Origin of the sequence: Burkholderia sp. AU28863 (genome assembly GCF_002223195.1) — a bacterium.
Classification (GTDB): domain Bacteria; phylum Pseudomonadota; class Gammaproteobacteria; order Burkholderiales; family Burkholderiaceae; genus Burkholderia; species Burkholderia sola.
Genome location: NZ_NKFE01000003.1, coordinates 264369 through 291332 on the forward strand (window position 1 = coordinate 264369; position 26964 = coordinate 291332).

General features: G+C 66.6%; 32 protein-coding genes, 1 tRNA gene, 1 pseudogene and 1 riboswitch. Of the genes and pseudogenes, 16 read left to right on the plus strand and 18 right to left on the minus strand.

Going from position 1 to position 26964, the window contains the following annotated elements:
• Positions 1–20 precede the first annotated feature (20 nt).
• From CFB81_RS03510 to CFB81_RS03530, 5 genes and pseudogenes are all read right to left on the minus strand, one after another.
• Positions 21–833 carry a mechanosensitive ion channel family protein gene (locus CFB81_RS03510; RefSeq protein ID WP_069616674.1) on the minus strand — a complete coding sequence of 271 codons (813 nt, stop codon included), beginning with the start codon at positions 831–833 and terminating at the stop codon, positions 21–23.
• Between the two features lie 187 nt (positions 834–1020).
• Positions 1021–1182 (minus strand): annotated as a pseudogene (locus CFB81_RS03515) (mannose-1-phosphate guanylyltransferase/mannose-6-phosphate isomerase); the annotation flags it as partial.
• An 85-nt stretch (positions 1183–1267) separates the two neighbouring features.
• Complete coding sequence (gene cysC / locus CFB81_RS03520; RefSeq protein ID WP_089434589.1) at positions 1268–1831, minus strand: adenylyl-sulfate kinase; 564 nt, start codon at positions 1829–1831, stop codon at positions 1268–1270.
• Positions 1832–2406: 575 nt separating this feature from the next.
• Positions 2407–3240, minus strand: a complete 834-nt coding sequence (locus CFB81_RS03525; protein ID WP_089435314.1) for a class II glutamine amidotransferase — start codon at positions 3238–3240, stop codon at positions 2407–2409.
• A 199-nt stretch (positions 3241–3439) separates the two neighbouring features.
• Complete coding sequence (locus CFB81_RS03530) at positions 3440–3769, minus strand: carboxymuconolactone decarboxylase family protein (RefSeq protein ID WP_069616671.1); 330 nt, start codon at positions 3767–3769, stop codon at positions 3440–3442.
• Positions 3770–4039: 270 nt separating this feature from the next.
• Between CFB81_RS03530 and yiaA the strand changes: the two genes are divergently transcribed.
• The 7 genes from yiaA (at position 4040) to CFB81_RS03565 (ending at position 10224) form a co-directional block, all read left to right on the plus strand.
• On the plus strand, positions 4040–4483 hold the full coding sequence (gene yiaA / locus CFB81_RS03535; RefSeq protein ID WP_050011812.1) for an inner membrane protein YiaA: 444 nt from the start codon (positions 4040–4042) through the stop codon (positions 4481–4483).
• 138 nt (positions 4484–4621) lie between these two features.
• Positions 4622–5686, plus strand: coding sequence for a glycosyltransferase family 2 protein (locus tag CFB81_RS03540; RefSeq protein ID WP_089435315.1), 1065 nt, complete (start codon positions 4622–4624; stop codon positions 5684–5686).
• Positions 5687–5752: 66 nt separating this feature from the next.
• On the plus strand, positions 5753–6769 hold the full coding sequence (locus tag CFB81_RS03545) for a hypothetical protein (RefSeq protein WP_089434590.1): 1017 nt from the start codon (positions 5753–5755) through the stop codon (positions 6767–6769).
• The gene (locus tag CFB81_RS03550) at positions 6766–7515 is read left to right on the plus strand and encodes a hypothetical protein (protein ID WP_089434591.1); all 750 of its coding nucleotides are present in this window, start codon (positions 6766–6768) and stop codon (positions 7513–7515) included. Before CFB81_RS03545 ends, CFB81_RS03550 begins: the two co-directional genes overlap by 4 nt.
• Positions 7512–8666: a hypothetical protein gene (locus tag CFB81_RS03555; protein ID WP_089434592.1), complete on the plus strand. Its 1155-nt coding sequence runs from the start codon at positions 7512–7514 to the stop codon at positions 8664–8666. Before CFB81_RS03550 ends, CFB81_RS03555 begins: the two co-directional genes overlap by 4 nt.
• An 8-nt stretch (positions 8667–8674) precedes the next feature.
• Positions 8675–9280: a phosphatase PAP2 family protein gene (locus CFB81_RS03560; protein ID WP_256975920.1), complete on the plus strand. Its 606-nt coding sequence runs from the start codon at positions 8675–8677 to the stop codon at positions 9278–9280.
• The gene (locus CFB81_RS03565) at positions 9277–10224 is read left to right on the plus strand and encodes a fatty acid desaturase family protein (protein WP_089434593.1); all 948 of its coding nucleotides are present in this window, start codon (positions 9277–9279) and stop codon (positions 10222–10224) included. The genes CFB81_RS03560 and CFB81_RS03565 overlap by 4 nt, the downstream gene beginning before the upstream one ends.
• 128 nt (positions 10225–10352) lie before the next feature.
• Here CFB81_RS03565 and CFB81_RS03570 read toward each other — a convergent pair.
• The 9 genes from CFB81_RS03570 to CFB81_RS03610 form a co-directional block, all read right to left on the minus strand.
• Positions 10353–10429 (minus strand) — tRNA-Lys (locus tag CFB81_RS03570).
• 108 nt (positions 10430–10537) lie between these two features.
• A complete protein-coding gene (ybgF, locus tag CFB81_RS03575; RefSeq protein ID WP_006484965.1) occupies positions 10538–11287 on the minus strand; it encodes a tol-pal system protein YbgF in 750 nt (249 codons plus the stop codon).
• A 19-nt stretch (positions 11288–11306) separates the two neighbouring features.
• On the minus strand, positions 11307–11819 hold the full coding sequence (pal, locus tag CFB81_RS03580) for a peptidoglycan-associated lipoprotein Pal (protein WP_050011745.1): 513 nt from the start codon (positions 11817–11819) through the stop codon (positions 11307–11309).
• Between the two features lie 17 nt (positions 11820–11836).
• Positions 11837–13132, minus strand: a complete 1296-nt coding sequence (gene tolB, locus CFB81_RS03585) for a Tol-Pal system beta propeller repeat protein TolB (protein WP_059574261.1) — start codon at positions 13130–13132, stop codon at positions 11837–11839.
• 109 nt (positions 13133–13241) lie between these two features.
• Positions 13242–14297, minus strand: coding sequence for a cell envelope integrity protein TolA (tolA, locus tag CFB81_RS03590; RefSeq protein WP_069616665.1), 1056 nt, complete (start codon positions 14295–14297; stop codon positions 13242–13244).
• Positions 14294–14743 (minus strand): protein TolR, encoded by a 450-nt coding sequence (gene tolR, locus CFB81_RS03595; protein ID WP_006484943.1) that lies wholly within the window; start codon positions 14741–14743, stop codon positions 14294–14296. Before tolR ends, tolA begins: the two co-directional genes overlap by 4 nt.
• Before the next feature lie 10 nt (positions 14744–14753).
• The gene (gene tolQ, locus CFB81_RS03600; RefSeq protein WP_006476795.1) at positions 14754–15431 is read right to left on the minus strand and encodes a protein TolQ; all 678 of its coding nucleotides are present in this window, start codon (positions 15429–15431) and stop codon (positions 14754–14756) included.
• 144 nt (positions 15432–15575) lie between these two features.
• The gene (ybgC, locus tag CFB81_RS03605; RefSeq protein ID WP_069616664.1) at positions 15576–16061 is read right to left on the minus strand and encodes a tol-pal system-associated acyl-CoA thioesterase; all 486 of its coding nucleotides are present in this window, start codon (positions 16059–16061) and stop codon (positions 15576–15578) included.
• A 108-nt stretch (positions 16062–16169) separates the two neighbouring features.
• Positions 16170–16916 carry an SDR family NAD(P)-dependent oxidoreductase gene (locus CFB81_RS03610; protein ID WP_069616663.1) on the minus strand — a complete coding sequence of 249 codons (747 nt, stop codon included), beginning with the start codon at positions 16914–16916 and terminating at the stop codon, positions 16170–16172.
• A 180-nt stretch (positions 16917–17096) separates the two neighbouring features.
• Positions 17097–17197, plus strand: a riboswitch (ZMP/ZTP riboswitch).
• Positions 17198–17334: 137 nt separating this feature from the next.
• Here CFB81_RS03610 and glyA point away from each other — a divergent pair.
• The 7 genes from glyA to CFB81_RS03650 all read left to right on the plus strand — a co-directional run bounded on the left by glyA (position 17335) and on the right by CFB81_RS03650 (position 22129).
• Positions 17335–18582, plus strand: coding sequence for a serine hydroxymethyltransferase (gene glyA / locus CFB81_RS03620; RefSeq protein ID WP_069616662.1), 1248 nt, complete (start codon positions 17335–17337; stop codon positions 18580–18582).
• A 6-nt stretch (positions 18583–18588) separates the two neighbouring features.
• Entirely contained in the window at positions 18589–19068 is a 480-nt protein-coding gene (gene nrdR, locus CFB81_RS03625) for a transcriptional regulator NrdR (RefSeq protein WP_050011738.1), read from the plus strand.
• Positions 19069–19221: 153 nt separating this feature from the next.
• Positions 19222–19785, plus strand: coding sequence for a GspH/FimT family pseudopilin (locus CFB81_RS03630; RefSeq protein WP_069616661.1), 564 nt, complete (start codon positions 19222–19224; stop codon positions 19783–19785).
• Between the two features lie 5 nt (positions 19786–19790).
• Complete coding sequence (locus tag CFB81_RS03635; RefSeq protein ID WP_089434594.1) at positions 19791–20192, plus strand: hypothetical protein; 402 nt, start codon at positions 19791–19793, stop codon at positions 20190–20192.
• On the plus strand, positions 20182–21015 hold the full coding sequence (locus tag CFB81_RS03640; RefSeq protein ID WP_089434595.1) for a PilW family protein: 834 nt from the start codon (positions 20182–20184) through the stop codon (positions 21013–21015). The genes CFB81_RS03635 and CFB81_RS03640 overlap by 11 nt, the downstream gene beginning before the upstream one ends.
• 206 nt (positions 21016–21221) lie before the next feature.
• Positions 21222–21686, plus strand: coding sequence for a pilus assembly protein (locus CFB81_RS03645; protein ID WP_089435317.1), 465 nt, complete (start codon positions 21222–21224; stop codon positions 21684–21686).
• Positions 21683–22129, plus strand: a complete 447-nt coding sequence (locus CFB81_RS03650; protein WP_069616659.1) for a type IV pilin protein — start codon at positions 21683–21685, stop codon at positions 22127–22129. Before CFB81_RS03645 ends, CFB81_RS03650 begins: the two co-directional genes overlap by 4 nt.
• 54 nt (positions 22130–22183) lie before the next feature.
• On the opposite strand, the gene CFB81_RS03655 is transcribed toward CFB81_RS03650, so the two are convergent.
• From CFB81_RS03655 to CFB81_RS03665, 3 genes are all read right to left on the minus strand, one after another.
• Complete coding sequence (locus tag CFB81_RS03655; RefSeq protein ID WP_089434596.1) at positions 22184–22627, minus strand: DUF3318 domain-containing protein; 444 nt, start codon at positions 22625–22627, stop codon at positions 22184–22186.
• 43 nt (positions 22628–22670) lie between these two features.
• Positions 22671–23060, minus strand: coding sequence for a phage holin family protein (locus CFB81_RS03660; protein WP_069616657.1), 390 nt, complete (start codon positions 23058–23060; stop codon positions 22671–22673).
• 120 nt (positions 23061–23180) lie between these two features.
• Positions 23181–23483 (minus strand): YqjD family protein, encoded by a 303-nt coding sequence (locus tag CFB81_RS03665; RefSeq protein ID WP_006494044.1) that lies wholly within the window; start codon positions 23481–23483, stop codon positions 23181–23183.
• 317 nt (positions 23484–23800) lie between these two features.
• Between CFB81_RS03665 and CFB81_RS03670 the strand changes: the two genes are divergently transcribed.
• Positions 23801–24439 (plus strand): peroxiredoxin, encoded by a 639-nt coding sequence (locus CFB81_RS03670; RefSeq protein WP_006476788.1) that lies wholly within the window; start codon positions 23801–23803, stop codon positions 24437–24439.
• 119 nt (positions 24440–24558) lie between these two features.
• Here the strand turns inward: CFB81_RS03670 and CFB81_RS03675 are convergent, their stop codons facing one another.
• Entirely contained in the window at positions 24559–25746 is a 1188-nt protein-coding gene (locus CFB81_RS03675) for an acyl-CoA dehydrogenase (protein ID WP_059779344.1), read from the minus strand.
• Positions 25747–26061: 315 nt separating this feature from the next.
• Between CFB81_RS03675 and CFB81_RS03680 the strand changes: the two genes are divergently transcribed.
• Positions 26062–26853 (plus strand): IclR family transcriptional regulator, encoded by a 792-nt coding sequence (locus CFB81_RS03680; RefSeq protein ID WP_089434597.1) that lies wholly within the window; start codon positions 26062–26064, stop codon positions 26851–26853.
• Positions 26854–26964 lie beyond the last annotated feature (111 nt).

Genomic DNA, 26964 nt, shown 5'->3' on the forward strand with positions numbered 1-26964 from the left:
CGGTTCGGCCGCCGCTTCCGTCACGCGTTGCGTTGAGAGACCGGGGTTTCGGGCGTCGGATAGCCGGCTTCGCGGAACGTATCGAGGATCACGCGATTGGTGTCGCAGTACACCTGCCAGTAGTGCTCCGGCTGAGTCGACGGCCGCACGAACAGCAGCGGGCCTTCCGGCGTGAACTGCAGCACGCCGACGTCCGGCGCCGGCACTTTCAGCACGTTCGGCACCAGCTGGATCTGCGTCTTCAGACGGTTGATCGCATCGGCCGCGTCCACGCTATGCGCGATCTTCGCGGTCAGGTCGACGCGGCGATGCGGCGTCGCGCTGTAGTTCGCGATGTTGTCCGAGAAGATCTTGTTGTTGCCGACGATCGTCACGATGTTGTCGGCGGTGATGATCGTCGTGCCGAACAGGCCGAGCTCCTTCACGGTGCCCGTGACGCCGCCCGCGCTGATCACGTCGCCGATCTTGAACGGGCGCAGCACCTGCATGAACACGCCGGCGGCGAAATGCGCGAGCAGACCACCCCAGGCGGTGCCGATCGCGAGGCCGAGGCCGGCGAGCAGTGCGGCGAACGAGGTCGTCTGTACGCCGAAGATCTGCAGGATCGCGAGGATCAGCAGGATCGTCAGCAGCACGCCGACGACGGACGTCAGGTAGTCGGTGAGCGTCGGGTCGACCTTGCCGCTGCGGCGAACGACCTTGCCGAGCAGGCGGGTACCGATGCGGATCGCCCAGCGGCCGACGAACCACAACACGATGGCGGCGAGGAGGTTGAGGCCGAAGTCGAGGCCGCGGGTCATCAGGAATTGCTGGGCGGTGGCGAGATCGATCACGCGTTCTCCGAAGTCAAGGGTAAAAGGGCGGCGCATGCACCGGAATGGGAGGCGCTTTTATAACCTGACCTGTGAGCGGCGGGCAACCGGGCTGACATTGGTTGACGTAATGAAAAGCCGGCACGACGTGGGTGCGTGCTGCCCGTTTGAAGTCCGGCCTGTCGTGGCGCGCCGGGTATAGCGTCGCTCACCGCGCTGCGCGGCCGTAGGTGTCCTCGACGCGGACGACGTCGTGCTCGCCGGGGTATGTGCCCCACTGGACTTCGATCAGTTCGGGCGGAATCTTGCCGGGGTTCGTCAGCCGGTGCGTCGCGCCGCGCGGGAAGGGGGGCGACGGGTTTTCGGTCAGATCGCGTCGCGGTGGCCGACGATGGCCCGGTGCTCGCGGTGATGGAGGTTCACGACGGGCGGCCGGCGACGTTCGACGACGTGCATCAGCTGTTCAACGGCAATTTCTGCATGATCGCGTGCACGCATTCCCGCGGACCTGCTTCGCCCGTGCGCACATGCACGTCGGGCGATACCGGTTTTTCATAGGTCGATTCGATGCCGGTGAACTGCCGAAGCGTCCCTTGCCTTGCCCGTGCGTAGAGCCCTTTGGGGTCGCGCGCTTCCGCCACATCCAGCGCAACGTCGACGAAGACTTCGAAAAACATGCCCTGCGGGAAACGTGCGCGCGCTTTGGCGCGTGCCTCCCGAAACGGCGAGATCAGCGCAACGATGACGACGAGCCCGGCAGCTACCATCAGGCGCGCGACCTCGGCCGTCCGGCGAATGTTCTCGTGGCGGTCTGCGTCGCTGAACCCCAGATCCTGATTCAATCCTTCGCGAAGTTGATCGCCGTCCAGCAGAAAAGTCCGAAGGCCGCGCGCATCGAGCTGTTCCTTCAGAAGATTCGAGAGCGTCGATTTACCGGCACCGGACACACCAGTGAGCCATACCACGAAGGCATGGTCCTGCTTCATGCTGGAAAGCACGGATTGATCGCCCGTCGACATGACAGGGCGGGAATTTGGGAGATCTTGCGTCATCTCGGATTCGATGTGCCGGCAGCTGCGTCGTACTTTATTGATGCGAATTCATTCGTCGCCGAATTGTAACGGGGCCTTTAAAAATTTGTAACCTGAATATTTTGATCGGGAATAAGCGTTCGCCTTCAGGCGGCGCGACGGTGTGCGACCCTCATCTGTCCGGTAATGATTGCCGGTCCGGCGTAATAATTCGAAATAAATGTGTGTCGTCGACAGGGTTCTTGACCGTGAGTCGATTTATCGCCCGGGGGTTCCGGGGCGGCATGAAGTCACAAGGGAATTAATCTTTTATTCGGCTAAAAATCGCGATAGTCGGTACAGCGCTGCTTTTGCGATGCGTCTCTGTCACTCATTATCGAATTGGGAAATTATCCGGGGGCATGTTTTCCAACCTTATTTGCCGGGCGACGCTTGGCATCCCTTCCGATTGCGTCGGCAGCGCCGAGCGCCGGCCTCCTTGAAAGCCGGATCGCCGCGATTGCCTTGTCGCGCTGAAGTATTCGCCACCTGAATACGCTGGATTGCGTCAGGAAGGCGGCACGTCATCTGTGCCGCGGTCCGAATGGCCGCTGCTGCACATCGGCGCCGTGCGCGACGATCGCCATTCCCTCCGGCACTTCCTCCCACGCGCCGCGCAGGTCGACGAGCGGCTCCGACACGACCATGAACGCATCGTCGCCGGCTTCGGCGATGCGCGGGTTATGCGGATACAGTTCGTGCAGATGCTTGAACGACGTGCTGTGGAACAGCGAGCGCGATTGCCGTTCGCTCGAATAGCGCGCCGCGACGATCCGTTCGCCGTCGGTCGCGCAGATCGTCATGTTGAGCGGATCGGCGACGCGATGCCGCGCGGCGGTTTCCTCCACCACGCCGACCATCCGTTCGAGCGCCGGCAGTGGCGCCTGCTCGAGACCGTACGTCAGCGCGAGGCGAAACATCAGTTCGGAGTCGGTCGAGCCTTCGAGCGTCGGGAACAGCGCAGGATCGACCTTCATCGTCAGGTCGCGGCGCAGCTTGTGGAAGTCGCGGATCAGCCCGTTGTGCGCGAACAGCCAGCGGCCGTGGCGGAACGGATGGCAGTTGGTTTCCTGCACGGGCGTGTCGGTCGCCGCGCGAATGTGCGCGACGAACATCGGCGAGCGGATCGCACGCGCGGCCTCGCGCAGGTTGCGGTCGTTCCATGCGGGATGCACGGAGCGATAGCGGAACGGAAGTTCGTCGGGGTGCCCGTACCAGCCGATGCCGAAGCCGTCACCGTTGGTGGTCGTCGCGCCCAGCTCAGCATGCAGGCTCTGGTCGATCAGCGAATGCTTCGCGCGGAACAGCACGGTTTCCAGATGGATCGGATTACCCGTATAAGCGAGCCAGCGGCACATGGAGCGCTCCTTCACGATGTATCGTTCGCGCATGGTAGCCGACTCCGCGACGCTCACGCGTCCGCGCGAGTCGCCGACATTCGTCACACATGTCGGGCTCGTGGGCGCGATGTGCAACCGCCCGGCCAAGCGGCCGGGCGCCACGCAGCACCACGCGACGATGCGGTGCGGCACGACGGTCGTGCCGCACCGCGGGGGCTCAGTCGCCGAGCGCGTCCATCACGCGCGCCGAATAGACGAGCGCCGCGCCCGCATTCAACGCGATCGCGACGCCGAGCGCTTCCGCCACTTCCTCCTTGGTCGCGCCATGCTTGGCCGCTTCGGCCGTATGCACGGCGATACAGCCGTCGCAGCGCGTCGTGACGGCCACCGCGAGCGCGATCAGCTCGCGCGTTTTCGCGTCGAGATGGCCGGTCTTGGCGCCCGCGCCGGACAGCGCGTTGTAGCCGGCCAGCGTATCGGGCGACAGCTTGGCGATGTCGCCGATCCGCGTCGAGAGTTCCTTCCGGTATTCGTTCCAGTTCAGCATGATGCGTCCTTGTCGAGAAGAGTGAGGAGGGCGGCGGGCGCCGCGATCTCGGGCGATGCAACGCTATTCTGATCGCTCTCGATGAGGGTGTGGATACGTCAGGGTGTCGATTTTCAGCGCAATCGTCTCATGATGCAGTGCGTCAACCGCGGCTCGCGCTCGCGGCGGATGCGCGGCTCGCCCGTCGTGACGCGCGTCAAAGCTGCTACCATGCGCAAAACGCCGTTCAACGAAAACGATTTCGAACAACAAGAAAGAGAGGGCAACGCAATGAACCAGACCACCATCCAGCAACCGTCGTTCGCGTTCGTGGCCGCGTCGTGGGCCGCGCTGATCGCCGGTTTCGCGGCCTTCCTGATCGGGCTCTGGAACGCCGGCATGCAGCTCAACGAGAAGGGTTACTACTTCACCGTGCTGGTGTTCGGCCTCTATGCGGCGATCTCGCTGCAGAAGAGCGTGCGCGACCGCGCGGAAGGCATCCCCGTCACCGGCATCTACTACGGCCTCAGCTGGATCGCGCTGCTGCTGTCGATCGCGCTGCTGATCGTCGGCCTCTTCAACGCGACGCTGCAATTGAGCGAAAAGGGCTTTTACGCGATGTCGTTCGTGCTCGCGCTGTTCGGCTCGGTGGCCGTGCAGAAGAACACGCGCGACTTGCAGAACGCGAAGCCGCGCTATACCGACGCCGATTCCGCGCCGTCGATCCAGGAGTGACGGCACGCGCAGCGGGCGCCCGCCGAGGCCGCCCACTGCGCGACGATGTCCGCGGCACCCGCATTCGCCGGCGTGCCGCGGGCCCGCCGTCCTTTCGTTTTGTCCATGCCGTCGCGCATGACGATGGAGATACTCCGGATGCCGAACCTTACCGACACCGCAGCGGGGACGCGCGCGGCCGCCCGTTCCGTGGCCGCGCGGGCCGCGCTTGTGCTGGAGACCAACAACCTGCGCGGCGGCGCGGGCCTTGCGCAGGCCATCGACAGCCTGAAACGCCTCGTGGCGGCGCTGTCGAAGCAGACCGTGCCGCCGGCTGCCCTTGCGCAATGGATCATCACGCACGACGGCCTGCCCGCCGACGCGTGCGCGGAAATCGCCGCGCTGGCCGGCCGCCCGATCGACTTCGTCGAGATCGGCGCAAGCACCGGCTACTACGATGCGAAGAACGACGGCTTCGATCGCGTCGATGCCGATCGCTGCGACATCGTCGTATTCGGCGATGCCGATTGCCGGCCGGCAGACGACTGGCTCGAGCACCTGCTCGCGCCGTTCGCACGCGACGCGGGCGACGCGCCCGTCGCGGTGGCGGGGCGGACCAGCTACGCGCCCAACGTGCTTGGCATCGCGCTGACGTCGATCGATTTCATGTATTTCCCGAGCCCGCTGCGCGACGGCGCGACGCGCAACTTCTACGCGAACAACGTCGCGTTCCGGCGCGACGTGTTCGCGCGGTTCCGCTACGAGCCGCTCGACGGCGTCTATCGCGCGCATTGCCAGGTGATGGGGCTGCGGATGCAGGCGGCCGGCGTGGCCGTCGAATTCGCGCCGGCCGCGCACACCGAGCATCGGCTGCCGGACACGCATCGCGAATCGCTGAAGTTGCGCTGGATGCGCGGCGAGGACAGCGTCGGGCTGACGCCGTATTTGGTGAACGCGTACCTGCCGCGTCGATGGCAGTGGCTTGGCCGCAGCGGCCCGCTCGGCCCGTTCTGCGTGATGGCGATGCGGCTCGGCTACAGCCTGCGCGCGCTCGATCGCCAGCAGTTGCCGCCATTGGGCGCCGGTCGCTATCTCGCGGCCGTCGGCGTCACGATCGCCGCGTCGGCCGTCGATACGCTCGGCGCGCTCGCGCGCGGTTTCGGGATCACGGGACGCGCATCGGCCCGGCGCGATCTCGACGTGCTGTCCTATCACCGTCATTGAAACGGCGCCGCGCCTCGTGGCGCGGCCAACGACACTTCGATATCCTGATCCCTTCCGACGACGACCATGCCCTCACTCGCCACCCGCGTTGCCTGTCTCGCCCTGTTTGCCGCCAGCGTGGGCGCCGATGCCGCACCGGTCGATCATGCGGGGCGCGGGGTTTATCACTTCACGTCGCAAAGCGGCTGCCCGTTCGCGAATGCGGCCGCGTCGAACTGCAATCGCGTCGCGCTCGATGCGCCCGACGCACACGCGAGCATCGATACCGATGCGCATGCGATCGTCTTCTCGAGCGATGCGAACCGCCGCACGAAGGACGTGCTCGGCGACGTGCTGCTGCAGGGCACGGGCATCGACGCCGACGGGCGGCGCGTGCCGTTGAGCGTGCACGTTCTGCTGCGTCGCGACGGCCGGAAATGGGACCGCGACGTGTACGTCCACGCTCCCGTGCACGGCAAGTTCACCGATGTGCGGATCGATCCATATCGTGTGCGCGTGAAGGAGGACGATCGCGAGCGCGACGTGCTTACGCCGGACGAAACGCTTGCGCTGTTCGCGCATCCGTCGCTCGCCTCGCGGCTGGCGCGCCATCTCGTGAAGGTGAGTGCGACCGATCCGAAGCAGCCGTTAGCGGACGACATCACGATCGCGCTCGGTGTGGGCGGCCTGACGAAGACGGTCGCGCGTGCGAGCTTCACGTCGAACGCGCCGCGCGATGCCGACGTCGATCGCGCCCTTGCGTCCGGCACGTGGTCGATCCGCTTCGATGCGCTGAGCAATCACATTCCGGTGTGGGTCGCGCAGCGCGAGCTGTTCCTGTTCGGCCTCGACGGCAGCGCACTCGTGAAGGACGTGCGCGAACGCGGCTTTCGGAAGAACGACCGGATCGAGTTCGGCGCGCGCGACGGCACCGGCTATCTGCGCGTGAATGGCCGGGAGGAAGCGTTCGCGCGCGCGGCCGCCTCGGCGCATGCATTCATGCAGGAAAGCTTCGTCGGCCTGATCCTCGGCTGGCGTCGCGATCCGGCGGCCGCCGCGGCTGCCGCGACGCAATCTTCATCGGCACGGGGCGAGCCGGCATGATCACGACACGGGCACTGCCCACTTCATCGCAGGCGACACACGGCGAACGCTTCGATTGTCTCGATGCGCCCGTGCCACGCGGTACGGCGCGGATACGTGCGTATCTCGTCGATCGCATCAAGCGTGCGGCGATCCGGCAACTGCATCGCAGCACGCATGGCGAGCGCTGGATGCTGCGCATGTACCTGATCGGTGAAGAAGCGACCGAGTGCGCGTTGCACGAGGACTGGGCCGGACAGCCGCCGGACTGGCTCGCGCCGCGCATCGGGCAGCATCTCGCGGACGAGCGCCGTCACGCGGCCGCATTTGCCGATGCGTTGCGCCGGCGCGGCGTCGACGTGTCGACCGGCCCGCGCGAACCCGACTGGCTGAGCCGGCGCAAGATCATGCGATGGCGTCGTCTCGCGCAGCGCTACGCACCGCATTTCGCGCAAGGCGTACTCGTGCCGGCGTATGCGACCGGCCTGTGCGCGGAACAGATGGCGACGCGCGTGCTCATGCGCCACTGCGCGACGATCGGCGAAGCGCATCCGCTGTATCCGTTGCTGTCGCGCGTGCTCGCCGACGAGACGCGCCACGTCCGGCTTTGCGCCGATACGCTGCGCCGTCTCGTCGAGCCGTCCGAGGCCGCGTCGCTCGCCGCGTTGCTGGACGAGATCCGCGCGATCGAAGCCGGGTTCGGCGTGACGGGCGCGCTGGCGATGGTCGCGGCCGGCTGGCTCCAGTCGCTTCGTCCGCGCGCATGATGCCGCGCATCGTCTATCTCGCGACCGCCGACGCGCGCGGCCATCTGATGCGCGCGCAACTGCTCGTGCATGCGTTGCGCGCGGCCGGCGCGCACGTCGACGTGCTGACGACGTCCGACGCCGGCCAGGCGTTTCTCGCCGCGTTCGGCATCGACGCGCACGTATTGTCGCGGCACTACGCGGTGCAGTTCGACGAGCGGCAGAACATGCTGCGCGACGCGACCGATCGCAATGTCGCGCACTACGTGTTCAGGCCGACCCGCATGCTGCGCGACATCGTGCGGCTGCGTGCGATCGTTCGCGATGCGGATCTCGTGGTCAACGACTCGTTTCATCCGGCGTTGCTGTTCATGGGGGCGGTGCCGGGCTGGCGGCGTCGCGTCGTCCACGTGTATGGCGGCAGCCTGCGCCGTGCGTTGACCGCGAATTTCGATGCGCGGCTGCCGCGCATGCTGGCGCGCGCTTTCGCGCGGATCGTCGACTGGCAGATCGACGCGGCGCGGGCCCGTATCGAGCACGATTTCGCGTACGACTTCGCCGACGATGCGCAGTTGCACCGGCATCGCCGGCTGCCGACGCCGGTGCCGATCGTCGCCGAACGGCCGGCGCACGAATGCGTTGCCGCGGCCGTTTATCTGAACCCGCACTTTCGCGACGCCGCGCTCGCCGATGCGCTGTCGGCCGGCATGCGCGACGCGGGGCTCGCCGCCCACCGCGTGGGCGAGGGCTACGCCGGACACGACGGCTGGACCGGCGTCGATGCCGACTGGCCGACGCGCGCCGCGCAGGCGTCGCTGATCGTGTCGGCGCCCGGCATGGCCGCGCTGTCGATCGCGCGCGTGTATCGCCGCCCGATCCTGCTCGTGCAGACCGATCAGCCCGAACAGGCAAGCAACGCCGCGCGCGCGGCACGGCTGCAGCTCGCGCACCGCGTGGTCACATGGCGGGGCGATGCGGCGGCATTCCGGCGCGAGGTCGGGCAGGCGTCGATCGAACTGATGCGCGATCCCGGTACGCCGGCGGGGATGCGAGCGGGCCGCGAGCATGCGCGTGCGCGTGTCGACGCGTGGACGTCGCACCTCCTCGCGCTGTGTCCGCATGCTCGAGCGGCCGACGCGACCACCCGATGCGAGGCACCGACGCCGCGATGAAAGCGCGAATGTTTCAGGACGATCGCCGGCCCGATGTTCGGCAGATGCTGGCCGCGACATTCGGCTTGATCGCGGGCCTCGCGATCTTCTTTCTGCTGGAGCGCAGCGTCACGCCGCGCTACGTGCTGACCACGACGATCGACGCGCGGATTCCGTTCATCGCATGGTCGTGGTTCGTCTATGTCGCGTTCTTTCCGTTCGTGATTGCGCTCGCCGCGTACGCGCGGCCGTCCGCGTTCGCCGCGTTCAGGGAGGCCGTGCTGATCGTGTTCGTGCTCGGCGTGGCCTGTTTCCTGATGTTTCCGGAAGCCGTGCCGCGGCCCGACATCGCGGAGATCGGCAATGCGTTCGTGCGTCGGCGTCTTGCGCGCATGTGGCAGCTCGATCTTGCGGCCAACGGCTTCCCGAGCCTGCATGTCGCGGTGACGTGTCTCGCGTGCCGGATGCTGGTGGACCGGCGCCGGATCGTCGCTGCGGCGATCGGGCTGCTGATCTGCGCGTCGACGCTGACGCTCAAGCAGCATACGGTCGCCGACGTGCTGGCTGGGTTCGTGCTCGCGGCGGTCAGTGCGCTGTGGGTCGGGCGGCGTTCGCTGCGCAGGAGGCTCGCATGACGCAGACGCACGTTCACCACGCCGGATCGAACGTCGGGCTCGCCCGGTTCGTGCCCGATCCGGGGCTGTTTCGCGTGAGCGCGGCGCGTGTCGGCATGGCGCTCGCGGGTGACTGGCTGATGATCGCCGCCGCGTTTGCCGCCGCGGTCGCGTTTGCGCATCCGCTGGCCTACGCCTGCGCGGCGATCGTGATCGCGCGCAGTCAGCTCGCGCTCGCGGTCATGATGCACGAAGGGGCGCACGGGTCGCTTGCACGGAACCGGCGCGTCAATGACGTACTCGGGCAACTGCTCGCGGCCGGTCCGCTATGGCTGTCGCTGCGCACGTATCGGGCCGGCCATCTGAAGCACCATCGCGCGCCGATGCAAGCGGACGACCCCGTCGCGCTGCTGTTCGGCGTGCACGACTATCCGGTGACGCGCGGGCGGTTGATCGTCCGCCTGCTCGCGTACGCGTGCGGGATCGGCTACGTGACGAGCGTCGTGAAGCTCGCGCGCGGCGCGTTCGCACACGCGTTGCCGAAGGCGGAAAAATCGCGTGCGTATGCGGCGTGGGAGATCGCGTCGATGTTGGCCGGCAACGGCGCGCTGTTCGGCGCGCTCGCGCTGGTCGGACATCCGCTGCTGTACGTCGCGTTGTGGATCGTGCCGTCCATCACCTTGTTGCCGTTCGCCGGGCAGGTGCGCGCGATCTTCGAGCATGCGGGGCTGCCGGCTGGCGCCGATCAGAGCCGCAACGCGCGCACGATCGTCCGGCGTTCATGGCAGACGTTCCTGTTCGGCCCGCACGGCATTCATTTCCATATCGAACATCATTTGTTCACGCGGATGCCGTTCCATAACCTGCCGGTCGTGCATCGGCAACTCGCGCAGTTGCGGTTGCTGCCCGACGGCAATCTCTATGCGGGGTATGGTGCGGTACTGCGGGACGTGAGTGCGCGGTGATCGGCGGGACCCAGGCGTGCGCGGCCGAGTGCGTGACGAGCATCGCCGAGCATTCAAGCCCGAACGACAAAGCGACAGACGCAAAAAAGCCTCCGCGAGGGAGGCTTTTCTACACTATCGAAGATAGTTGGTAGGGTGGGAGGGACTCGAACCCTCGACTCTCTGATTAAAAGTCAGATACTCTAACCAACTGAGTTACCACCCCACGTTCTTGAAACCTGTCGGTTCGTTGCTTCAACAACCTGGGCGACGACCTAAAGAGCAAAAGATTATAGCGACGGGTTGCAGGACTGTCAACAACCCGTCACGATAATTATTTGATGGTTTCGAGCTTGCCCTGCGCCGTCTGCGCTGCGTTCGACCCGGCGTACTGCGACACGACCTGCTCGAACGTCTTCTTCGCGGCCGCCTTCTGGCCTTGTTCGAGCTGGTTCGTGCCGATCGCCACGAGGGCGTCGGCCGCGCGCGGGTGTTGCGGGAACTTGCTGACGATCCCTTGCCACGTCGCGGTCGACCCGCGGTAGTCGCGCAGCGCGTATTGCGCGTTGCCGTACCAGTACTGCGCGGTCGGCTGATAGGGGCTCTGCGGATACTTCGCGATGAACGCGCGGAACGAAGCCGCCGCCGCCTTGAAGTTGCCGTTGCGGAACTGCTGCTGCGCCGCGCTGAGCGCATCCGTTTCACCCGGCTGCACCGTGCCTTCGACACCATCGATCGTCGCCTGCTGCGGCTCGAACTTCTTGAGCCGCGTGTCGAGATCCTGGTAGTACTCCTTCTGCTGCCGCTCGAGCGTCGTCAGCCGGTTCGTCAGATCCTCGTTCTCGCCGCGCAGCGTCGCGACCTGCTGGTTCAGCTGGTCGATACGGCCGGATTGATCGAGGATCGTACGCTGGGCGGCCGACAACTGGCTCGACAGGTTGTCGCTCTTGCTGCGCAGATCGAGCACGGCACGGCGCGCTTCGTTGTCGTCGAACATGCCGGCGTGCGCGGGCGCGGCGGACCACGCCGCGCCCGCGACGCAGAATGCTGCGGCAACGCGCAGCCAGGTTGAACGGTGCGTCATACGGCGATTCTTCCGTTACTTACTGTTGGTAGACGAGATCGGCGCGACGGTTCTGCGCCCACGATGCTTCGTCGTGACCCGTTGCCTGCGGCTTTTCCTTGCCGAGGCTCACGGCTTCCATTTGCGAGTCGTTCACGCCGAGCAGGGCCATCGCACGGCGGACGGCTTCCGCACGCTTCTGGCCCAGCGCGAGGTTGTACTCGCTCGTGCCGCGTTCGTCGGTGTTGCCCTGGATCAGCACGTGACGCTGCGGATGGCTCTTCAGGTACTGCGCGTGCTGCTGCATCAGCGGCTGGTACTCGTCCTTCACCGAATAGCTGTCGAAGTCGAAGTAGATGCTGCGCTTCGCGAGCGGGCTGTTCGGGTCGTTCAGCGGATCGACGTTCACTTGCGCGACGTTGTCGGCGCTCGGCTGCGTGCCGATTGCGCCCGCGTTGTTCGCCTTGTCGTCGAGCTTCACGCCCGACTTGCACGCTGCGAGCGCGCTGATCATCATCACGGCCAGGGCCAGACGAGCTTTATTCGACATCATGGTTACTCTCCTTGTGGTCATTGCATGAAGGGCCCCCACGACGGCTCGCGAACGGAGCCGCCCTGGACGGACAGGATCTGCGGCGGCGCGCTGCCGTCGGAGGGCACTGCAGCCAGCACGTTGCGGCCACCCGACTGGGTAGCGTACAGAAGGTACTGGCCGTTTGCCGCGAAGCTCGGCGATTCGTCGCGATTGGTATTCGTGATGGCGTTCGCCGCGCCAGTCTGCAGATCCTGAACGTACAGCTTGAAGCCCCCACCCGTGCGGGAGATGTAAGCGAGCAGCTTGCCGTCCGGGCTCACGCGCGGGCTCGTGTTGTAGCTGCCGGTGAAGGTCACGCGCTGCGCGGCGCCGGCGCTCTCACCCTGTGCGGGCATCCGGTAGATTTGCGGCGCGCCGCCGCGGTCGCTCGTGAAGTAGATCCAGCGGCCGTCCGGCGAGTAGAACGGTTCGGTGTCGATCGAGCTGCTCTGCGTGAGACGGCGCAGGCCGCCGCCGTTCGCGTTGACCGTATAGATTTGCGTATTGCCCGTCAGCGACAGCGCCACGGCGAGCGTGTTGCTGTCCGGCGACCACGCCGGTGCGCTGTTGTTGCCCTTCTGGTCCGAGACCATGTAGCGGCGGCCGGTCGGCAGGTCGTGGATGTAGACGATCGGCTTCTTGCGCTCGAACGACACGTACGCGACCTTCGTGCCGCTCGGCGACCAGGCCGGCGAGATGATCGGTTCGGTGCTCGACAGCGCGATGCGCGCGTTCTGGCCGTCCGAATCCGAAATCTGCAGCTGGTAGCGGTTGCCGGTCTTGATCACGTACGACAGGCGCGTGGCGAACACGCCACGCACGCCGAGCAGCTTCTGGTAGATGTAGTCGGCGATCTTGTGGCCGGCCGTGCGCAGCGTGGTGTCGGTGGCCGTCAGCGACAGGCCGCCGAGGCTTTGCTGCTTCACGGTGTCGTACAGGATGAAGTTGACCTTGTACTGGCCGTTGGCGTCGCGGTTCACGCTGCCGGCGACGAACGCATTCGCGCCCTTGGCCTTCCATGCGCCGAGATCGACCGATGCGGTCTCGGGCACGGGCGTGCTGCCCGCGTCGATGTTGGTGAATTTGCCGCTGCGGGCGAGGTCGGCGCGCACGATCGACGTGACCTGCTGCGGCAGGTTCGCCTCGTTCGTGAAATTCGCGGTGGCAATGGGGAACTGGGTCGACCCGACGCCGGTGATCAGCACGTTGACCTGGGCGTTAGCGGCGCTGCCCGCCGTAATCAGACACGAGGCCACGAGTGCCCTGAAACCTAGCTTTGTCATCAAACTCATGCTTCTTGCTTCCCGTATGGCTTGGATCGCTGCGCAACCGCAGAGACAGTAAAAATACCCGATTCGTTCCCGTCCTACAGCGACGCTCGGAGTGTAAGCGCATTTCGTTTCACTCCGCCGCCTTGAAGGTAATCGTAATGTCGGACGGGGTCCGGCCGTTAGAATCGGGCGGCAACGGGACCGATGCGTGGATCGCATTGACCACGGCTTGGTCCCACCCCGAATTCCCGCTCGAGCGGGAGACCGATGCGCTCAATACGTCACCGGACGGCGTGCACCGAATCTTCACGACGGTGGTCAGGCCTGCCCGCTCGCCGCCCCAAACGATGTTCGGCTTGACGCGACGGCGCACCTTGTCGGCATAGCCGGGCGTCGCGGCATTGCCGCCGGAGCCCGTGCCGGTGCCGCTTTTCGCGAGGCCTTCGCCGCCGCCTTCGCCGGCGCCGGACAGCCCCTGCAACTGCGCGAGTCGTGCGCTGCGCTCGCGGTCGAGCTTCGCGTTCGCCGCCGCATTGGCCTTCGCGCGCGCCGCGGCTTCGGCCTTCGCCTTGGCCTGGGCTTCCGCCTTGGCCTTCGCGGCTGCGTCGGCCTTCGCCTTCGCCGCCTGCTGCGCTTCGAGCTGCGCCTGCTTTTGCTGCTGGAGTTTCTGCTGTTCGAGCTTCTGCTGCTCGGCGAGCTGCTGTTGCTTGAGCTTGTCGGCCTGCTTCTGTTTGTCGCGCTCCGCGGCTTTCTGGGCGGCGAGCGCGGCGGCCTGTTGCGCGGCGAGCTGCGCGCGCCGGGCTTCCTCTTGCTCCTGGGCCTTCAGTTGCTGCGCGCGGCGCTGCTGTTCGAGCTGCGCTTCGCGCGCGGCCGCTTCCTGCTGTCGCTTCTTCTGCTGCAGCGCGATGTCGGCCTGCTCGTCGCGCACCGGCGGCGGGGGCGGCGCGACCTTCGCGGGCGGCGTGGGGGTGACGACGGGCCGCGGCGCGGGGACGTCGGGCACCTCGGTCCACAGCTCGGCCTCGGCGCCGGCCGGCGTGCTGTTCTGCCACTGCACGCCGTGATAGAGGAACAGCGCGAGCAGCACGTGCATCAGCGCGGCGAGCGCGAACGCGCGCCACGTCCCGCGCTCCCGGGGAGGCTGGAGCGGGTAGGCGGACCTGCGCGTGGATTGCTGCCGGTTCATTGCGATTTGACGAGGAGGCCGACGCGCTTGACGCCGCGCGCCTTCAGATCGGACATCACGGTCATGACGGCATCGTACTGCACGGTCTTGTCGGCTGCGATCACGACCGGCTGGTCAGGATGATCGGCCTGCCGGGCCGAGATGAAGCTGTCGAGTTCGGCCTTCGTCATCGTGTCTTCCTGGGTCGCGCCCGAGTCGCCCTTGTACTTGACGCTCATCGTGCGGTCGGCCTTGATGTTGACGACGACGGGCGGCGTCTGCTCCTGCGGCGCGGCATTGCCGACGGTCGGCAGGTTGATGATCGACGGCGCGACGAGCGGTGCGGTGACCATGAAGATCACGAGCAGCACCAGCATCACGTCGATGTACGGCACGACGTTGATGTCGGCCATCGCGCGGCGCGAGCGGCCGCCGCGCATGCTGGATCGAATGGGGCTTCCTGCCATGGCGCGCTCCTTACTGGGCCTGACGCTGCAGGATGTTCGAGAACTCTTCGATGAAGGTCTCGAAGCGGATCGCGAGGCGATCGATGTCGTGCGCGTAGCGGTTGTACGCGACCACCGCCGGAATCGCGGCGAACAGGCCGATCGCGGTGGCGACGAGCGCTTCGGCGATGCCCGGCGCGACGTTCGCGAGCGTGGCCTGCTGCACGTTCGCGAGGCCGCGGAACGAGTTCATGATCCCCCAGACCGTGCCGAACAGGCCGATGTACGGGCTGACCGAGCCGACCGACGCGAGGAACGCGAGATTGGCTTCGAGCACGTCCATTTCACGCTGGAACGACGCACGCATCGCGCGGCGCGCACCGTCGAGCACGAGGCCCGGATCGCTGAGGCGCTTTTCCTTCGCCTTCAGGAATTCGCGCATCCCGGATTCGAAGATCCGCTCGAGCGCACCGATCGTATGGCGGTTGTTGGCCGCGCTTTGATACAGCGCCTGCAGGTCGCCGCCCGACCAGAAATCCTTCTCGAAGCGTTCCGTCTGTGCGCGCGCGCGGCGGATCGCGAACCACTTGCGAAAGATGAAGGTCCACGACATCAGCGACAGCAGCAGCAGCAGCCCCATCACGGCCTGGGCCAGCACGCTCGCGTTGAGGACGAGGGAAATGATCGACAGGTCTTGAACAGTATTCATAGAGGTTTGAGTAACGTCCCTTCGGGAGTGCCCGGCAAGGGCGTCCGGTGTGCGTGCGGCGCGGCGCGCCGGCCATGCCTGACGCCGAACCTTGCTTAGTATCGAATCAGAACGGCAAGTTCATAGGCTGTGTCTAAACGGCGCTCATGCGAGCTTCGTTGACAAACCAGTCTGCCCGGCCTCGATGACGGGCCCGCGTTGCAGCGCGTCGAGCACGGCCGGCGGGATGGCCGCCGGCCGGATACCGTGACGGTCGACGCAGCCGAGGCGGATCTGCCCGGCCACGAGCAGCGTGTCGCCGCACCAGGCTTCCTGCGTGAATTCCACCGATGCGCGACCGATGCGTCCGGGCCGGCTCGTGATCGTCAGCGTGTCGTCGAGTCGCGCCGGCGCGCGGTAGTCGAGCGACGTGCTGCGTACGATGAAGATCGCATCGGTATCGTCGGCGAGCCGACGCTGGTCGACGCCGCACGCGCGAAGCCACTCGGTGCGGGCGCGCTCGAAGAACTTCAGGTAGTTGGCATAGAAGACGATGCCGCCTGCATCGGTATCCTCGTAGTACACGCGCACCGGCCAGGTAAAGCCGGACGGCGCTTCCGGGGAGCGGGTAGGCTGAGTCATGGCGCGCATTCTACCGGAAGGCAAAGACCGGATTCGTAACCGATTCGTAACGGAATGTAGTGCGTCGTAGCACACCGCGGGCCGGCCGGAGCCGGGCCTGCGGCTGCGGGCGACGTGTCAGCCGCGATGGATCGTGAGGCCGGCCGGGGCTTGCGCGACCGGCATCATTTCGATCGTATTGATATTGACGTGCGCGGGACGCGTGGCGATCCAGTAGATCGTGTCGGCGATGTCCTCGGCCGTGAGCGGCTGGACGTTCTGGTAGACGTTCGCCGCCTTTGCATCGTCGCCACGGAAGCGGACGTTCGAGAATTCCGTGCCGCCGCACAGGCCCGGCTCGATGTCGGTGACGCGCAACGGCGTGCCGATCAGGTCGGTACGCAGGTTCAGGCTGAATTGTCTGACGAAAGCCTTGGTCGCGCCGTATACGTTCCCGCCCGGATACGGATACGTGCCGGCCACCGAGCCCAGATTGAAGATATGGCCGCGACCGCGCGCGATCATGCCGGGCAGCAATGCGTGCGTGACGGTCACGAGGCCCGAGCAGTTCGTGTCGATCATGGTCTGCCACTCGTCGAGGCTCGCGTTCTGGGCCGGCTCGACGCCGAGCGCGAGGCCGGCGTTGTTGACGAGCACGTCGAGCGCGGCGAATTCGGCGGGGAGGGCGGCCGGCACGGCCTCGACTGCTGCGCGGTCGCGCACGTCGAGCTCGAGCGGCAGCAGCGCGTCGCCGAGTTCGGCCGCGAGCGCGTCGAGGCGATCCTTGCGGCGTGCGGTGGCGACGACGCGATGGCCGCCCTTGACGAAGGCGCGGGCGATGGCGGCGCCGAAGCCGGCGGACGCACCTGTGACGAACACGATCATTGCTGCTCCTGGTCGGTAACGGAATAGCGGGTGGAATCCCGCAAGCCTACTGAGAATGCCGCACCGCGGCAAGACGGCGAAGCGTTTCGGCACGGGCGCGTAGAGTCCGGCCCTTATTGTTTGGAGGCCGCTGCCGGGCGGTTGCCTATTCATGACGCATCCAATACACTAATGCGCTCATCACCCCTGCGTGACTGGCGATAGAACCCTTCGGGTTCAAGGTGGAGCATCCCACCGTGAAGCGCGGGGCGCCGTTTTTGCCGTTCGCCTGGGCAGCCGTTGTGCGCCGTCGCGTGCATCGCCGGTGGCTGTCCTGCCTCGCGTCATACGGATTCTTCCGCCACGTCGAGCTGGTCTCGCCAGCAGCGCACCGTACTCGGCCGCTCCGGTCAACCTGTACACACTTAACGGAAACCGTATGTTTGACAGAGCCCAAAGCACCATTGCGAACGTCGATCCCGAAATCTTTGCAGCGATCGAGCACGAAAACCGCCGCCAGGAAGATCACATCGAGCTGATCGCGTCGGAAAACTACACGAGCCCGGCCGTGATGGCCGCACAGGGCTCGCAGCTCACGAACAAGTACGCGGAAGGGTATCCGGGCAAGCGCTACTACGGCGGCTGCGAGTACGTCGACGTGGTCGAGCAGCTGGCGATCGACCGTGTGAAGCAACTGTTCGGCGCGGAAGCCGCGAACGTGCAGCCGAACTCGGGCTCGCAGGCGAACCAGGGCGTGTTCTTCGCGATGCTCAAGCCGGGCGACACGATCATGGGCATGAGCCTCGCGCATGGCGGCCACCTGACGCACGGCTCGCCGGTGAACATGTCGGGCAAGTGGTTCAACGTGGTGAGCTACGGCCTGAACGAAAACGAAGACATCGACTACGAAGCGGCCGAGCAGCTCGCGCAGGAACACAAGCCGAAGCTGATCGTCGCGGGCGCGTCGGCGTTTGCGCTGAAGATCGACTTCGAGCGTCTGGCGAAGATCGCGAAGTCGGTGGGCGCGTACCTGATGGTCGACATGGCGCACTACGCCGGTCTGATCGCGGCGGGCGTGTATCCGAACCCGGTGCCGCACGCGGACTTCGTGACGACGACGACGCACAAGAGCCTGCGCGGCCCGCGCGGCGGCGTGATCCTGATGAAGGCCGAGTACGAGAAGCCGATCAACTCGGCGATCTTCCCGGGGATCCAGGGCGGCCCGCTGATGCACGTGATCGCGGCGAAGGCCGTGGCGTTCAAGGAAGCACTGTCGCCGGAGTTCAAGGAATATCAGCAGAAGGTCGTCGAGAATGCACGCGTGCTGGCCGAAACGCTGGTGAAGCGCGGGCTGCGGATCGTGTCGGGCCGCACGGAAAGCCACGTGATGCTGGTCGACCTGCGCGCGAAGAACATCACGGGCAAGGCAGCGGAAGCGGCGCTCGGCGCGGCGCACATCACCGTGAACAAGAACGCGATCCCGAACGACCCGGAAAAGCCGTTCGTGACGAGCGGCGTGCGGCTGGGTTCGCCGGCAATGACGACGCGCGGTTTCGGGCCGGCGGAAGCCGAGCAGGTCGGCAACCTGATCGCCGACGTGCTGGAGAACCCGGAAGACGCAGCGACGATCGAGCGCGTGCGCGCGCAGGTCGCCGAGCTGACCAAGCGTTTCCCGGTCTATCGCTGATCGCCGATGCGCTGCCCGTTCTGCCGGCATGACGACACGCAGGTGGTGGACTCGCGCGTGTCCGAAGATGGCGCCGCGATTCGGCGGCGCCGTCGCTGTTCGGCTTGCGACAAGCGTTTCACGACGTACGAGCGGGTCGAGTTGTCCCTGCCGTTCGTCGTGAAGAAGGACGGCAGCCGCACGGAATTCGACCGTCGCAAGATCGTCGCCAGCATGCAACTCGCGCTGCGCAAGCGGCCGGTTGCCGCCGACGCGATCGACGCGGCGGTTGCCCGCATCGAGTATCAACTGCTCGCGACTGGCGAGCGCGAAGTGCGTAGCGAGAAGCTGGGCGAACTCGTGATGAACGAGTTGCGCGGCCTCGATACGATCGCGTATGTGCGCTTCGCATCGGTGTATCGCCAGTTCGAGGACGTTTCCGAATTTGCCGACGTGATCGAAGAGTTCCGTCGCGCCTCTCCCGCCAAGACCCCGCGTAAGCGCTGACGCGCTACGTTCGTTCATCGTCTGCTCCATTGGTTCGATTCGCGCCGATTGTGTCGGTTGCGATCGCATGTCGCCAGTCGGCCGTTCGGCCAATGGCGCGCATCCGCACGCGCCGCTACAGTCGTCGCATCACTGTTGCGGAGGACGATTGCGATGAAACCGGGCGCTCAACCCCTGAAGAATTTGGTGCAACGGCCGGGCGGATTCACGCTCGTCGAGCTGATGGTCGCCATGTCGCTGGCAGCGGGGCTCGCGCTCTATGCGGTGCCCGCGTTCGACCAGTGGCGCATGCGCGAACGCGTGGATGCCCGCTCGCGCGCGCTGCTCGGTGCGCTGTCGTTTGCGCGTGCCGAGGCAACGCGTCTCGGCGCGCGCGTCACGCTGTGCCGTGCCGGGCGCGACGGCGCCTGTCTGCGTGCCGAAGAGCGATGCGATCTGGCCGAGTGGTCGTGCGACTGGATCGTCAGTGGGCATGTCGACGGGCAGTCGCGTGTGCTGCGACGCTACCCGCGCGATGCCGAAGTGGCCGTCGCGGGCGCCGCGCATGAGCTCGCGTTTGCGCCGCCGGTCGGTCAGGCGGTCGGCGGAATCCGGCGTTTCGAGGTGCGTCCGCGGCGCAGCGTATCGGGCGCCGACGACGCGCGCGCATCGCGTTGCGTGCGGATTGCGGCAGGCGGTCGCGCGCGGATGGTCGCCGGCCGTTGCGACGCTGCGTGACCGCCATGCGCAATGCCATGCGCGGGACGTCGTTGATCGAGGCGACGCTGGCCATCGCGCTGCTCGCCACCGTGATGCTGGCAGTGGCCGGTAGCCAGCTCGCGATGGCGCGTGCGCAGCGCGCGACGATCTGGCGCGAACGCGCGCTGTGGCTGGCCGATGCGCGCATCGAACGTCTGCATGCTGCCGCGGCGGCCGACGACGGCCTCGCGGCGCTGGCGGCCGCATCGTTGCCGGGCGGCGCGATGACGCTCGATGGCGGGCCGGGCGGCGTGCGCTACGTGGTTGTCCGCTGGCGTGGCGGCGATGGACTCGCGTCGGTGCGCTGCGATGCCGCGGGAATGTCGGCGCAGCTGCCGTCGTGTGTCCGTATTCCATTTCACGAGCGGGCGGGCGATGAACGTTGATCGCCGTATGCGTGGCCATACGCTGCTCGAAGTGCTGATCGCGATGACCGTCGGGCTCCTCGTGCTCGCGGCGGCCGGTGCGCTGTACCATGCGCAGCACATTGCGCAGCGGTACGTGGAAGACGGGTTCAGGATGCGCGACGCCGCCGCGACCGCGCTGACGCTGATCGGTCAGCAGATCCAGATGGCAGGATTCCTGCCGCTCGATGCACAAGCGCCATCGTCGTTGCCGCCGGTGTTCGGGTGTTCGACGGCGCGCGTGCGGGGTAGCGGCGCAGAGGTGCGCTGCGAGCTTGCGCGTCTGTCGTCCGACGCGGTGCTGGTCCGGTATGTCGGCGATGCCGTATCGACGTGGACGACGGTGAGCGGCCACGCGTCGGATTGCCTCGGGCAGGGTGTCGGCGAGCCGGGCGAACCTGCGCCGGTGGAGAATCGCTTCGACGTACATGTCAGCCCGTCGACGGGCGAGCCCGAACTGTATTGCGAAGGAAGCGGCCGTCCGGGCACGCCGCAGCCTGTCGCGGCGGGAATCGATCAATTGCGCCTGCGTTATTTGCGTCGCGGCGCCACGCAGTTCGTCGACGCCGATGCGATGCGTGCCGACGACTGGCGCGAGGTCGTGGCCGTGCATGTCTGCGTGCGCGCGCGCGGCGAGCCGATGCCCGAACCGACGCGGCATGTCGACTGCGACGGCCGCGTCGTCGTTGCACCGGACGGCCGCGCACGTTTGACGCTCGATCGCATCGTCGCGTTGCGGAACGTCGCGCCCGCATCCGACGCTGCGTTGCATGATGCAACTCGAGCAAGCGAGGTGGCGCGATGAGCGGCGCAACGCAGTGCGCGCGGGACGACATCTCCACACGCGTGAAGGCGAGCCACGCCCAAGCGCGCACCGTCGCACGTGATGACAACCAGCAGCCGGCTGCAGGCGCGGGCGTTTCGCCTGCGAGCCCGCGCGAGCCGCACATGCGTTTCCGGCTCGCCCGCCGCGCGTGGCGCCGCGACGCAGGCCTTGCGTTGCCCGCGGTGATCGCGGTCGGCGCAGCAGTCGCGGCACTGACCGGCACATGGTTCGATGCCGCATTGACGGAGTCGCGCCGCACCCGTGCGTTATCGGATCGGCTGATCGCATTCCACGCGGCCGATGCCGCGCTTGCCGCGTGCACTGCGCGATTGCTGCACGGCTCGGCACCGTATGTGAACGAAAGGGACTGGCACGCGGAGCCCGACGCCTGGCGTCGCATGCCGCCGCTGGCGGCTGCCGAAGCGTTCGCGCCTTTCGCCGAATGGCCGATGGCCGCGCAATCGCCGCGATGTCTGATCGAGGCGTGGCGGCGCCCGTCAGCGCAGGCCGGCGACCGCGCTTACCTCGTCACCGCGCGTGGCGTCGGCGCGCACGCGTCGAGCGCCGTGTGGCTGCAACACCAGGTCGTGATGCGCGACGGCCACATCGTCGTGTTGCGCTGGCGTCGTGTCGCCGCGGTGCTTCGATGAACGGTCGCCTGTCCCTGTGCCGAGCGGCCGGATTCACGCTGATCGAGCTGATGATCGTGCTCGCGATCGTCGCGGTGCTGGCCGGGTGGGGTATCCCGTCGTATCGCGAGCATGTCGCACGGGTTCACCGCGCGTCGGCGGTATCCGCGCTGTACCGTGCGGCCCAATATCTCGAAACGCTGGACGGTGCGCCACCTGCGGCGTTGCCGGACGCGCTCGCGCAGGCGCCGCCGGATGGGCATGCCGTGTATCGATTGGCGCTGGGGCGGCCGGACGGCGACGATTCGCCGGTGAGCTACGAACTGGCGGCGACGCCGCTCGACACCGGTCCGATGCGCGACGATGCGTGCGGCACGTTCACGCTGCGCTCGGACGGGACGAAAGGCAATGCGGGAAGCGAGGGTGTCGACGAACCGGGCGCTGTCTGCTGGGGCGTGCGCTGAGTTCGCCGGGAGCGCGCGCAGCGGCGCGTGGCCGCGCGCGCGGGGTGCCGACGGTCAGTCGTCGCGTGGGTCCAGCCCGCGCTCGTCGCGGGACTGCTTCCAGATCCGGTAGACCTCCCATGCGGCGAAGCCGAGCGTGCCCCACTTCAACGCGGGGCCCGTGCTTGCGCGCAGCAGCGAGCGAACGGGTTTCGCCAGCACGAGCGATGCGAGCGAGCTCAGCATCGGATACTGGTTGACGAGCTGGCCGAGGCTTGCGTTCAGGTTCCTGGCCGACTGGCCGAACCTGCTGGTCGACAGCCCGGGGATGAACACCTTGAGCCAGCTGAAGCGCGTGACGGCCTGGCGCATTTCGGCGGCGGCCTCCGCAAATTCGAGCCGCTCGACTTCGGATCGCAGGATCAGTAATTCCTTGCGAAGCGCACGGTGCTGCGACGCGCTCCAGTTCGATCGCGACGAATGGGAGCGGGAGGGATTGCCCGTGATGTTCTGGCTCATGGCGCGTCGGCGAAGTAGGTGGGAGGGACGAGCGCGAGCGCGCTCACGGCTTGCCGCGGAACAGGTCGCGGTCTTTCTCGAGCTCGGCCAGCGTCGCCTCGAACACGGTCGGCGCGTCGCGCAGGCCCGAGCGCGCCTTCAGCGCGCACGCGATGCCGCCAATGGCATACAGCGCGGTGATCGCGGCAAGCGCCTGCCAGCGGTAGGTATCCCAGAACGCGATCGCGATCAGCACGGTCAGGCTGATGAGCGCCATCGTCGCGAGCATCATCGCGGCGAGGCCGAGGAACAGCACGCCCATCAGGCGCTCCTTCTCCTCGGCAAGCTCAATGCCCACCAGTTCGAGGCGCGTCTGCAGAAGGCCGATGGCGGAGCCGACGAGGCGGCGCAGCGGTCCTTGACCGGACGGCTGCGAGGGGGTGTCTGTCGTCATGGATGAGGTGCTTGCGCGTGCAGTAAGCAGCTAGGACCAAGCCGGCCGGCGCAAGCCGGCTGACTTCGACGCCCGCGGGTCGCGCGACGCGGCCCGCGGGGCGAAACGGCGCAGAGCGCGTTACTTGCGGTTGATCAGCAAGCCGATCAGCACGCCGACGCCGGCAGCCACGCCGATCGACGTCCACGGATGCTCGTGCACGTAGTCGTCGGTTGCCCGCGCGGCCTTCTTGCCTTTCTCGACCACCACGACCTGGACGTCGGCCGCCTTTTCCTTGGCCTGCTTCAGGCGAGACATGGCCTTCTCGCGCAGCTCGGCCGCACGGTCGCCCGTGCTGCTCGCTGCTTGCTTGAGCAGGTCTTCGGCGTCCGAGAGAACGGTTTTGATATCCGACATCAGTTTCTCCTTGTTGATTTCCGACATTGCAACTCCCTTCGTGCTGTCATGCTGCAGGTTCACATCGTAGCGAAACCCCTGCCTGCTGGCGAGCCGGGAAGACACACGGCGGCAGCGCAAGACTGCATGGTAAACGACTTGTAATCATGAACAGAGCGACAAAGGATTGAAAAGTTTCCCTTGCCGCCCACCGTCCTGCCACGACGCCGGGTAAAAATGACAAAAAAGTATGAATATCAAACTGAATATTCGTTCGCACGGCCCATTGCTTCCCGTAAGCTGATGGACTGCCCCGCGCTGTCCGGCGCGCGGTTTCAACCAGCATCGTTCGAGGAGGGAACATCATGAGTCTGCGTCTTGGTGACATCGCACCGGATTTCGAGCAGGAATCGAGCCTGGGCACCATCAAGTTTCACGAGTGGCTCGGCAACAGTTGGGGCGTGCTGTTCTCCCATCCGGCCGACTACACGCCGGTGTGCACGACCGAACTCGGGCTGACCTCGAAGCTGAAGGGTGAATTCGAGAAACGCAACGTGAAGGTGATCGCGCTGTCGGTCGACGGCGTCGAATCGCACAAAGGCTGGATCAACGACATCAACGAAACGCAGTCGACGGTCGTGGGCTTCCCGATCATCGCCGACGCGGACCGCAAGGTGTCGCAGCTGTACGACATGATTCACCCGAATGCGAACGAAACGCTGACGGTGCGTTCGCTGTTCGTGATCGACCCGAACAAGAAGGTGCGGCTCACGATCACCTATCCGGCCAGCACGGGGCGCAACTTCGACGAAGTGCTGCGCGTGATCGATTCGCTGCAACTGACCGACAATTACAAGGTCGCGACACCCGGTAACTGGAAGGACGGCGACGACGTCGTGATCGTGCCGTCGCTGCAGGATCCGGAAGAGCTGAAGAAACGCTTCCCGAAGGGCTTCAACGCGGTGCGCCCGTATCTGCGCCTGACGCCGCAGCCGAACAAGTAAGCATCGGCGGCCCGGCGCAGCGGCTCCGATGCAGAAAAGCCCGCCCGGCAGCGATGCCGGGCGGGCTTTTGCATGGTGGCGTGCGCGGCGTCGTCGCCGGCCGCGTCATGGCCGGATCGTCAGAAGAATGCTTGGATGCCCGTCTGCGCGCGGCCGAGGATCAGTGCGTGGATGTCATGCGTGCCTTCGTACGTGTTGACCACTTCGAGATTCACGAGATGGCGCGCGACGCCGAATTCGTCGGAGATGCCGTTGCCGCCGAGCATGTCGCGGGCGAGACGGGCGATGTCGAGCGCCTTGCCACATGAATTGCGCTTCATGATCGACGTGATCTCGACGGCGGCCGTGCCTTCGTCCTTCATCCGGCCGAGGCGCAGCACGCCTTGCAGGCCGAGCGTGATTTCGGTCTGCATGTCGGCGAGCTTCTTCTGGATCAACTGGTTCGCGGCGAGCGGCCGGCCGAACTGCTGGCGGTCGAGCACGTACTGGCGCGCCGTATGCCAGCAGGACTCGGCCGCGCCGAGCGCACCCCACGCGATCCCGTAGCGCGCCGAGTTCAGGCAGGTGAACGGGCCGCGCAGGCCGCTCACGTTCGGCATCAGGTTCTCTTCGGGCACGAACACCTCGTCGAGGACGATCTCGCCGGTGATCGACGCGCGCAGCCCGACCTTGCCGTGGATCGCCGGCGCAGACAAACCCTTCCAGCCCTTCTCGAGGATGAAGCCGCGGATCGCGTCCTTGCCGTTCTCTTCCAGCTTCGCCCACACGACGAACACGTCGGCGATCGGCGAGTTGGTGATCCACATCTTCGCGCCGGACAGCGAGTAGCCGCCCGGCACCTTCTTCGCGCGCGTGACCATGCTGCCCGGATCGGAGCCGTGATTCGGCTCGGTCAGGCCGAAGCAGCCGATCCATTCGCCGGTCGCGAGCTTCGGCAGGTATTTCTGCTTCTGCGCATCGGAGCCGAATTCGTGGATCGGCACCATCACGAGCGACGACTGCACGGACATCATCGACCGGTAGCCCGAATCGACCCGTTCGACTTCGCGCGCGATCAGCCCGTAGCTCACGTAGTTGAGGCCGGGGCCGCCGTATTCCTCCGGGATCGTCGGGCCGAGCAGGCCGACTTCGCCCATTTCGCGAAAGATGGCCGCGTCGGTGCGTTCGTGGCGGAACGCTTCGGTAACGCGCGGCGCGAGCTTGTCCTGTGCGTACGCCTGCGCGGCATCGCGGACCATCCGCTCTTCTTCGGTCAGTTGCTGGTCGAGCAGCAGCGGATCGTCCCAATGAAAAGTTGCAGCACTCATCGTCTCATCTCCTGTCGGCCCGAGTTAGCGCTTCAGCGCTTACTCGGGCCCCATGCATCGCGGTCGGCGCCGAGTTAGCGCTTCAGCGCTTACTCGGGCTCCATGCATTGCGGTCGACCCGGGTCAGCGCTCACTCGGCTCCATGCTTTGCGGTCGGTCGGGGCGGGCGCCTCGACGCAGCCTGCCAGCCCGTGCATGCCGGTCCGGCAGAGGTCGCGCTTCGGCGCTTGCTCCGGGCTGATACCTGAAGTTCGCTTGACTTGCGTTTCGCTGTGCGGAACAATGTTTTGCAAATCGATCTCAGTGTAGCACCGGATGACACTTTCAACCATCGACGACACCGCCATCGACGAGCGCAAGTTCGTCGTCGCGCTCGCGCGCGGACTCGACCTGCTGCGCGCCTTCCGGCCCGGCGAGACGATGCTGGGCAATCGTGATTTCGCGGAACGCACGGGCCTGCCGAAGGCGACGGTGAACCGGCTCGCCTATACGCTGACCGTGCTCGGCTATCTGCGCTACGACGAGACGCTCGGAAAGTATGCGCTGGACGCCGGCGTGCTGTCGCTCGGCTACGCGCTGCTGTCGGGCTCGGGGACGATCGATCTCGCGCGGCCGCACATGCAGGCGCTCGCGCGCGAGATCGGCGCGGCCGTGTCGCTCGGCTGCCGCGACGGGCTCGACATGATCTATCTGGAGACGATCCGCAGCGAGACCGCGCTGACGCTCGGGCTCGCACCCGGTTCGCGGCTGTCGATGCTGACGAGCTCGATGGGGCGCGCGTACCTGGCCGTGCAGCCGGAGGACGTGCGCCGCGCGCTCTATGCCGAACTGCACCGCGCGGCCGGCGGCGCGGCCGACGCCGATGCGCTCGTCGCGGCCGCGCAGCACGCGGTGGCCGAGTTTTCCGAAGGCGGGTGCTGCTATTCGTTCCGCGCGTGGCACATGGACGTGAATGCGGCGGCCGTGCCGTTTCGCGAGCCGCGCGAGGGGCGCTGGCTGATCCTGAGCTGCAGCGGCCCCGCGTCGTCGATGGACGAGGACGTGTTTCGCACGCAGGTCGGACCGCGACTGAAGGCACTCGCGCAGCGGCTCGGGCCGACGGTCTGAGCAACCCGCGCGCGCGGGCGTTGCCGTCGCGCGCCAACCGGTTCGTTCGCGGCGGCGCGGGGAACAGAGGCGTCGCCTCGCGTATTGCGCGACGGGCGAACCGCGCTCATC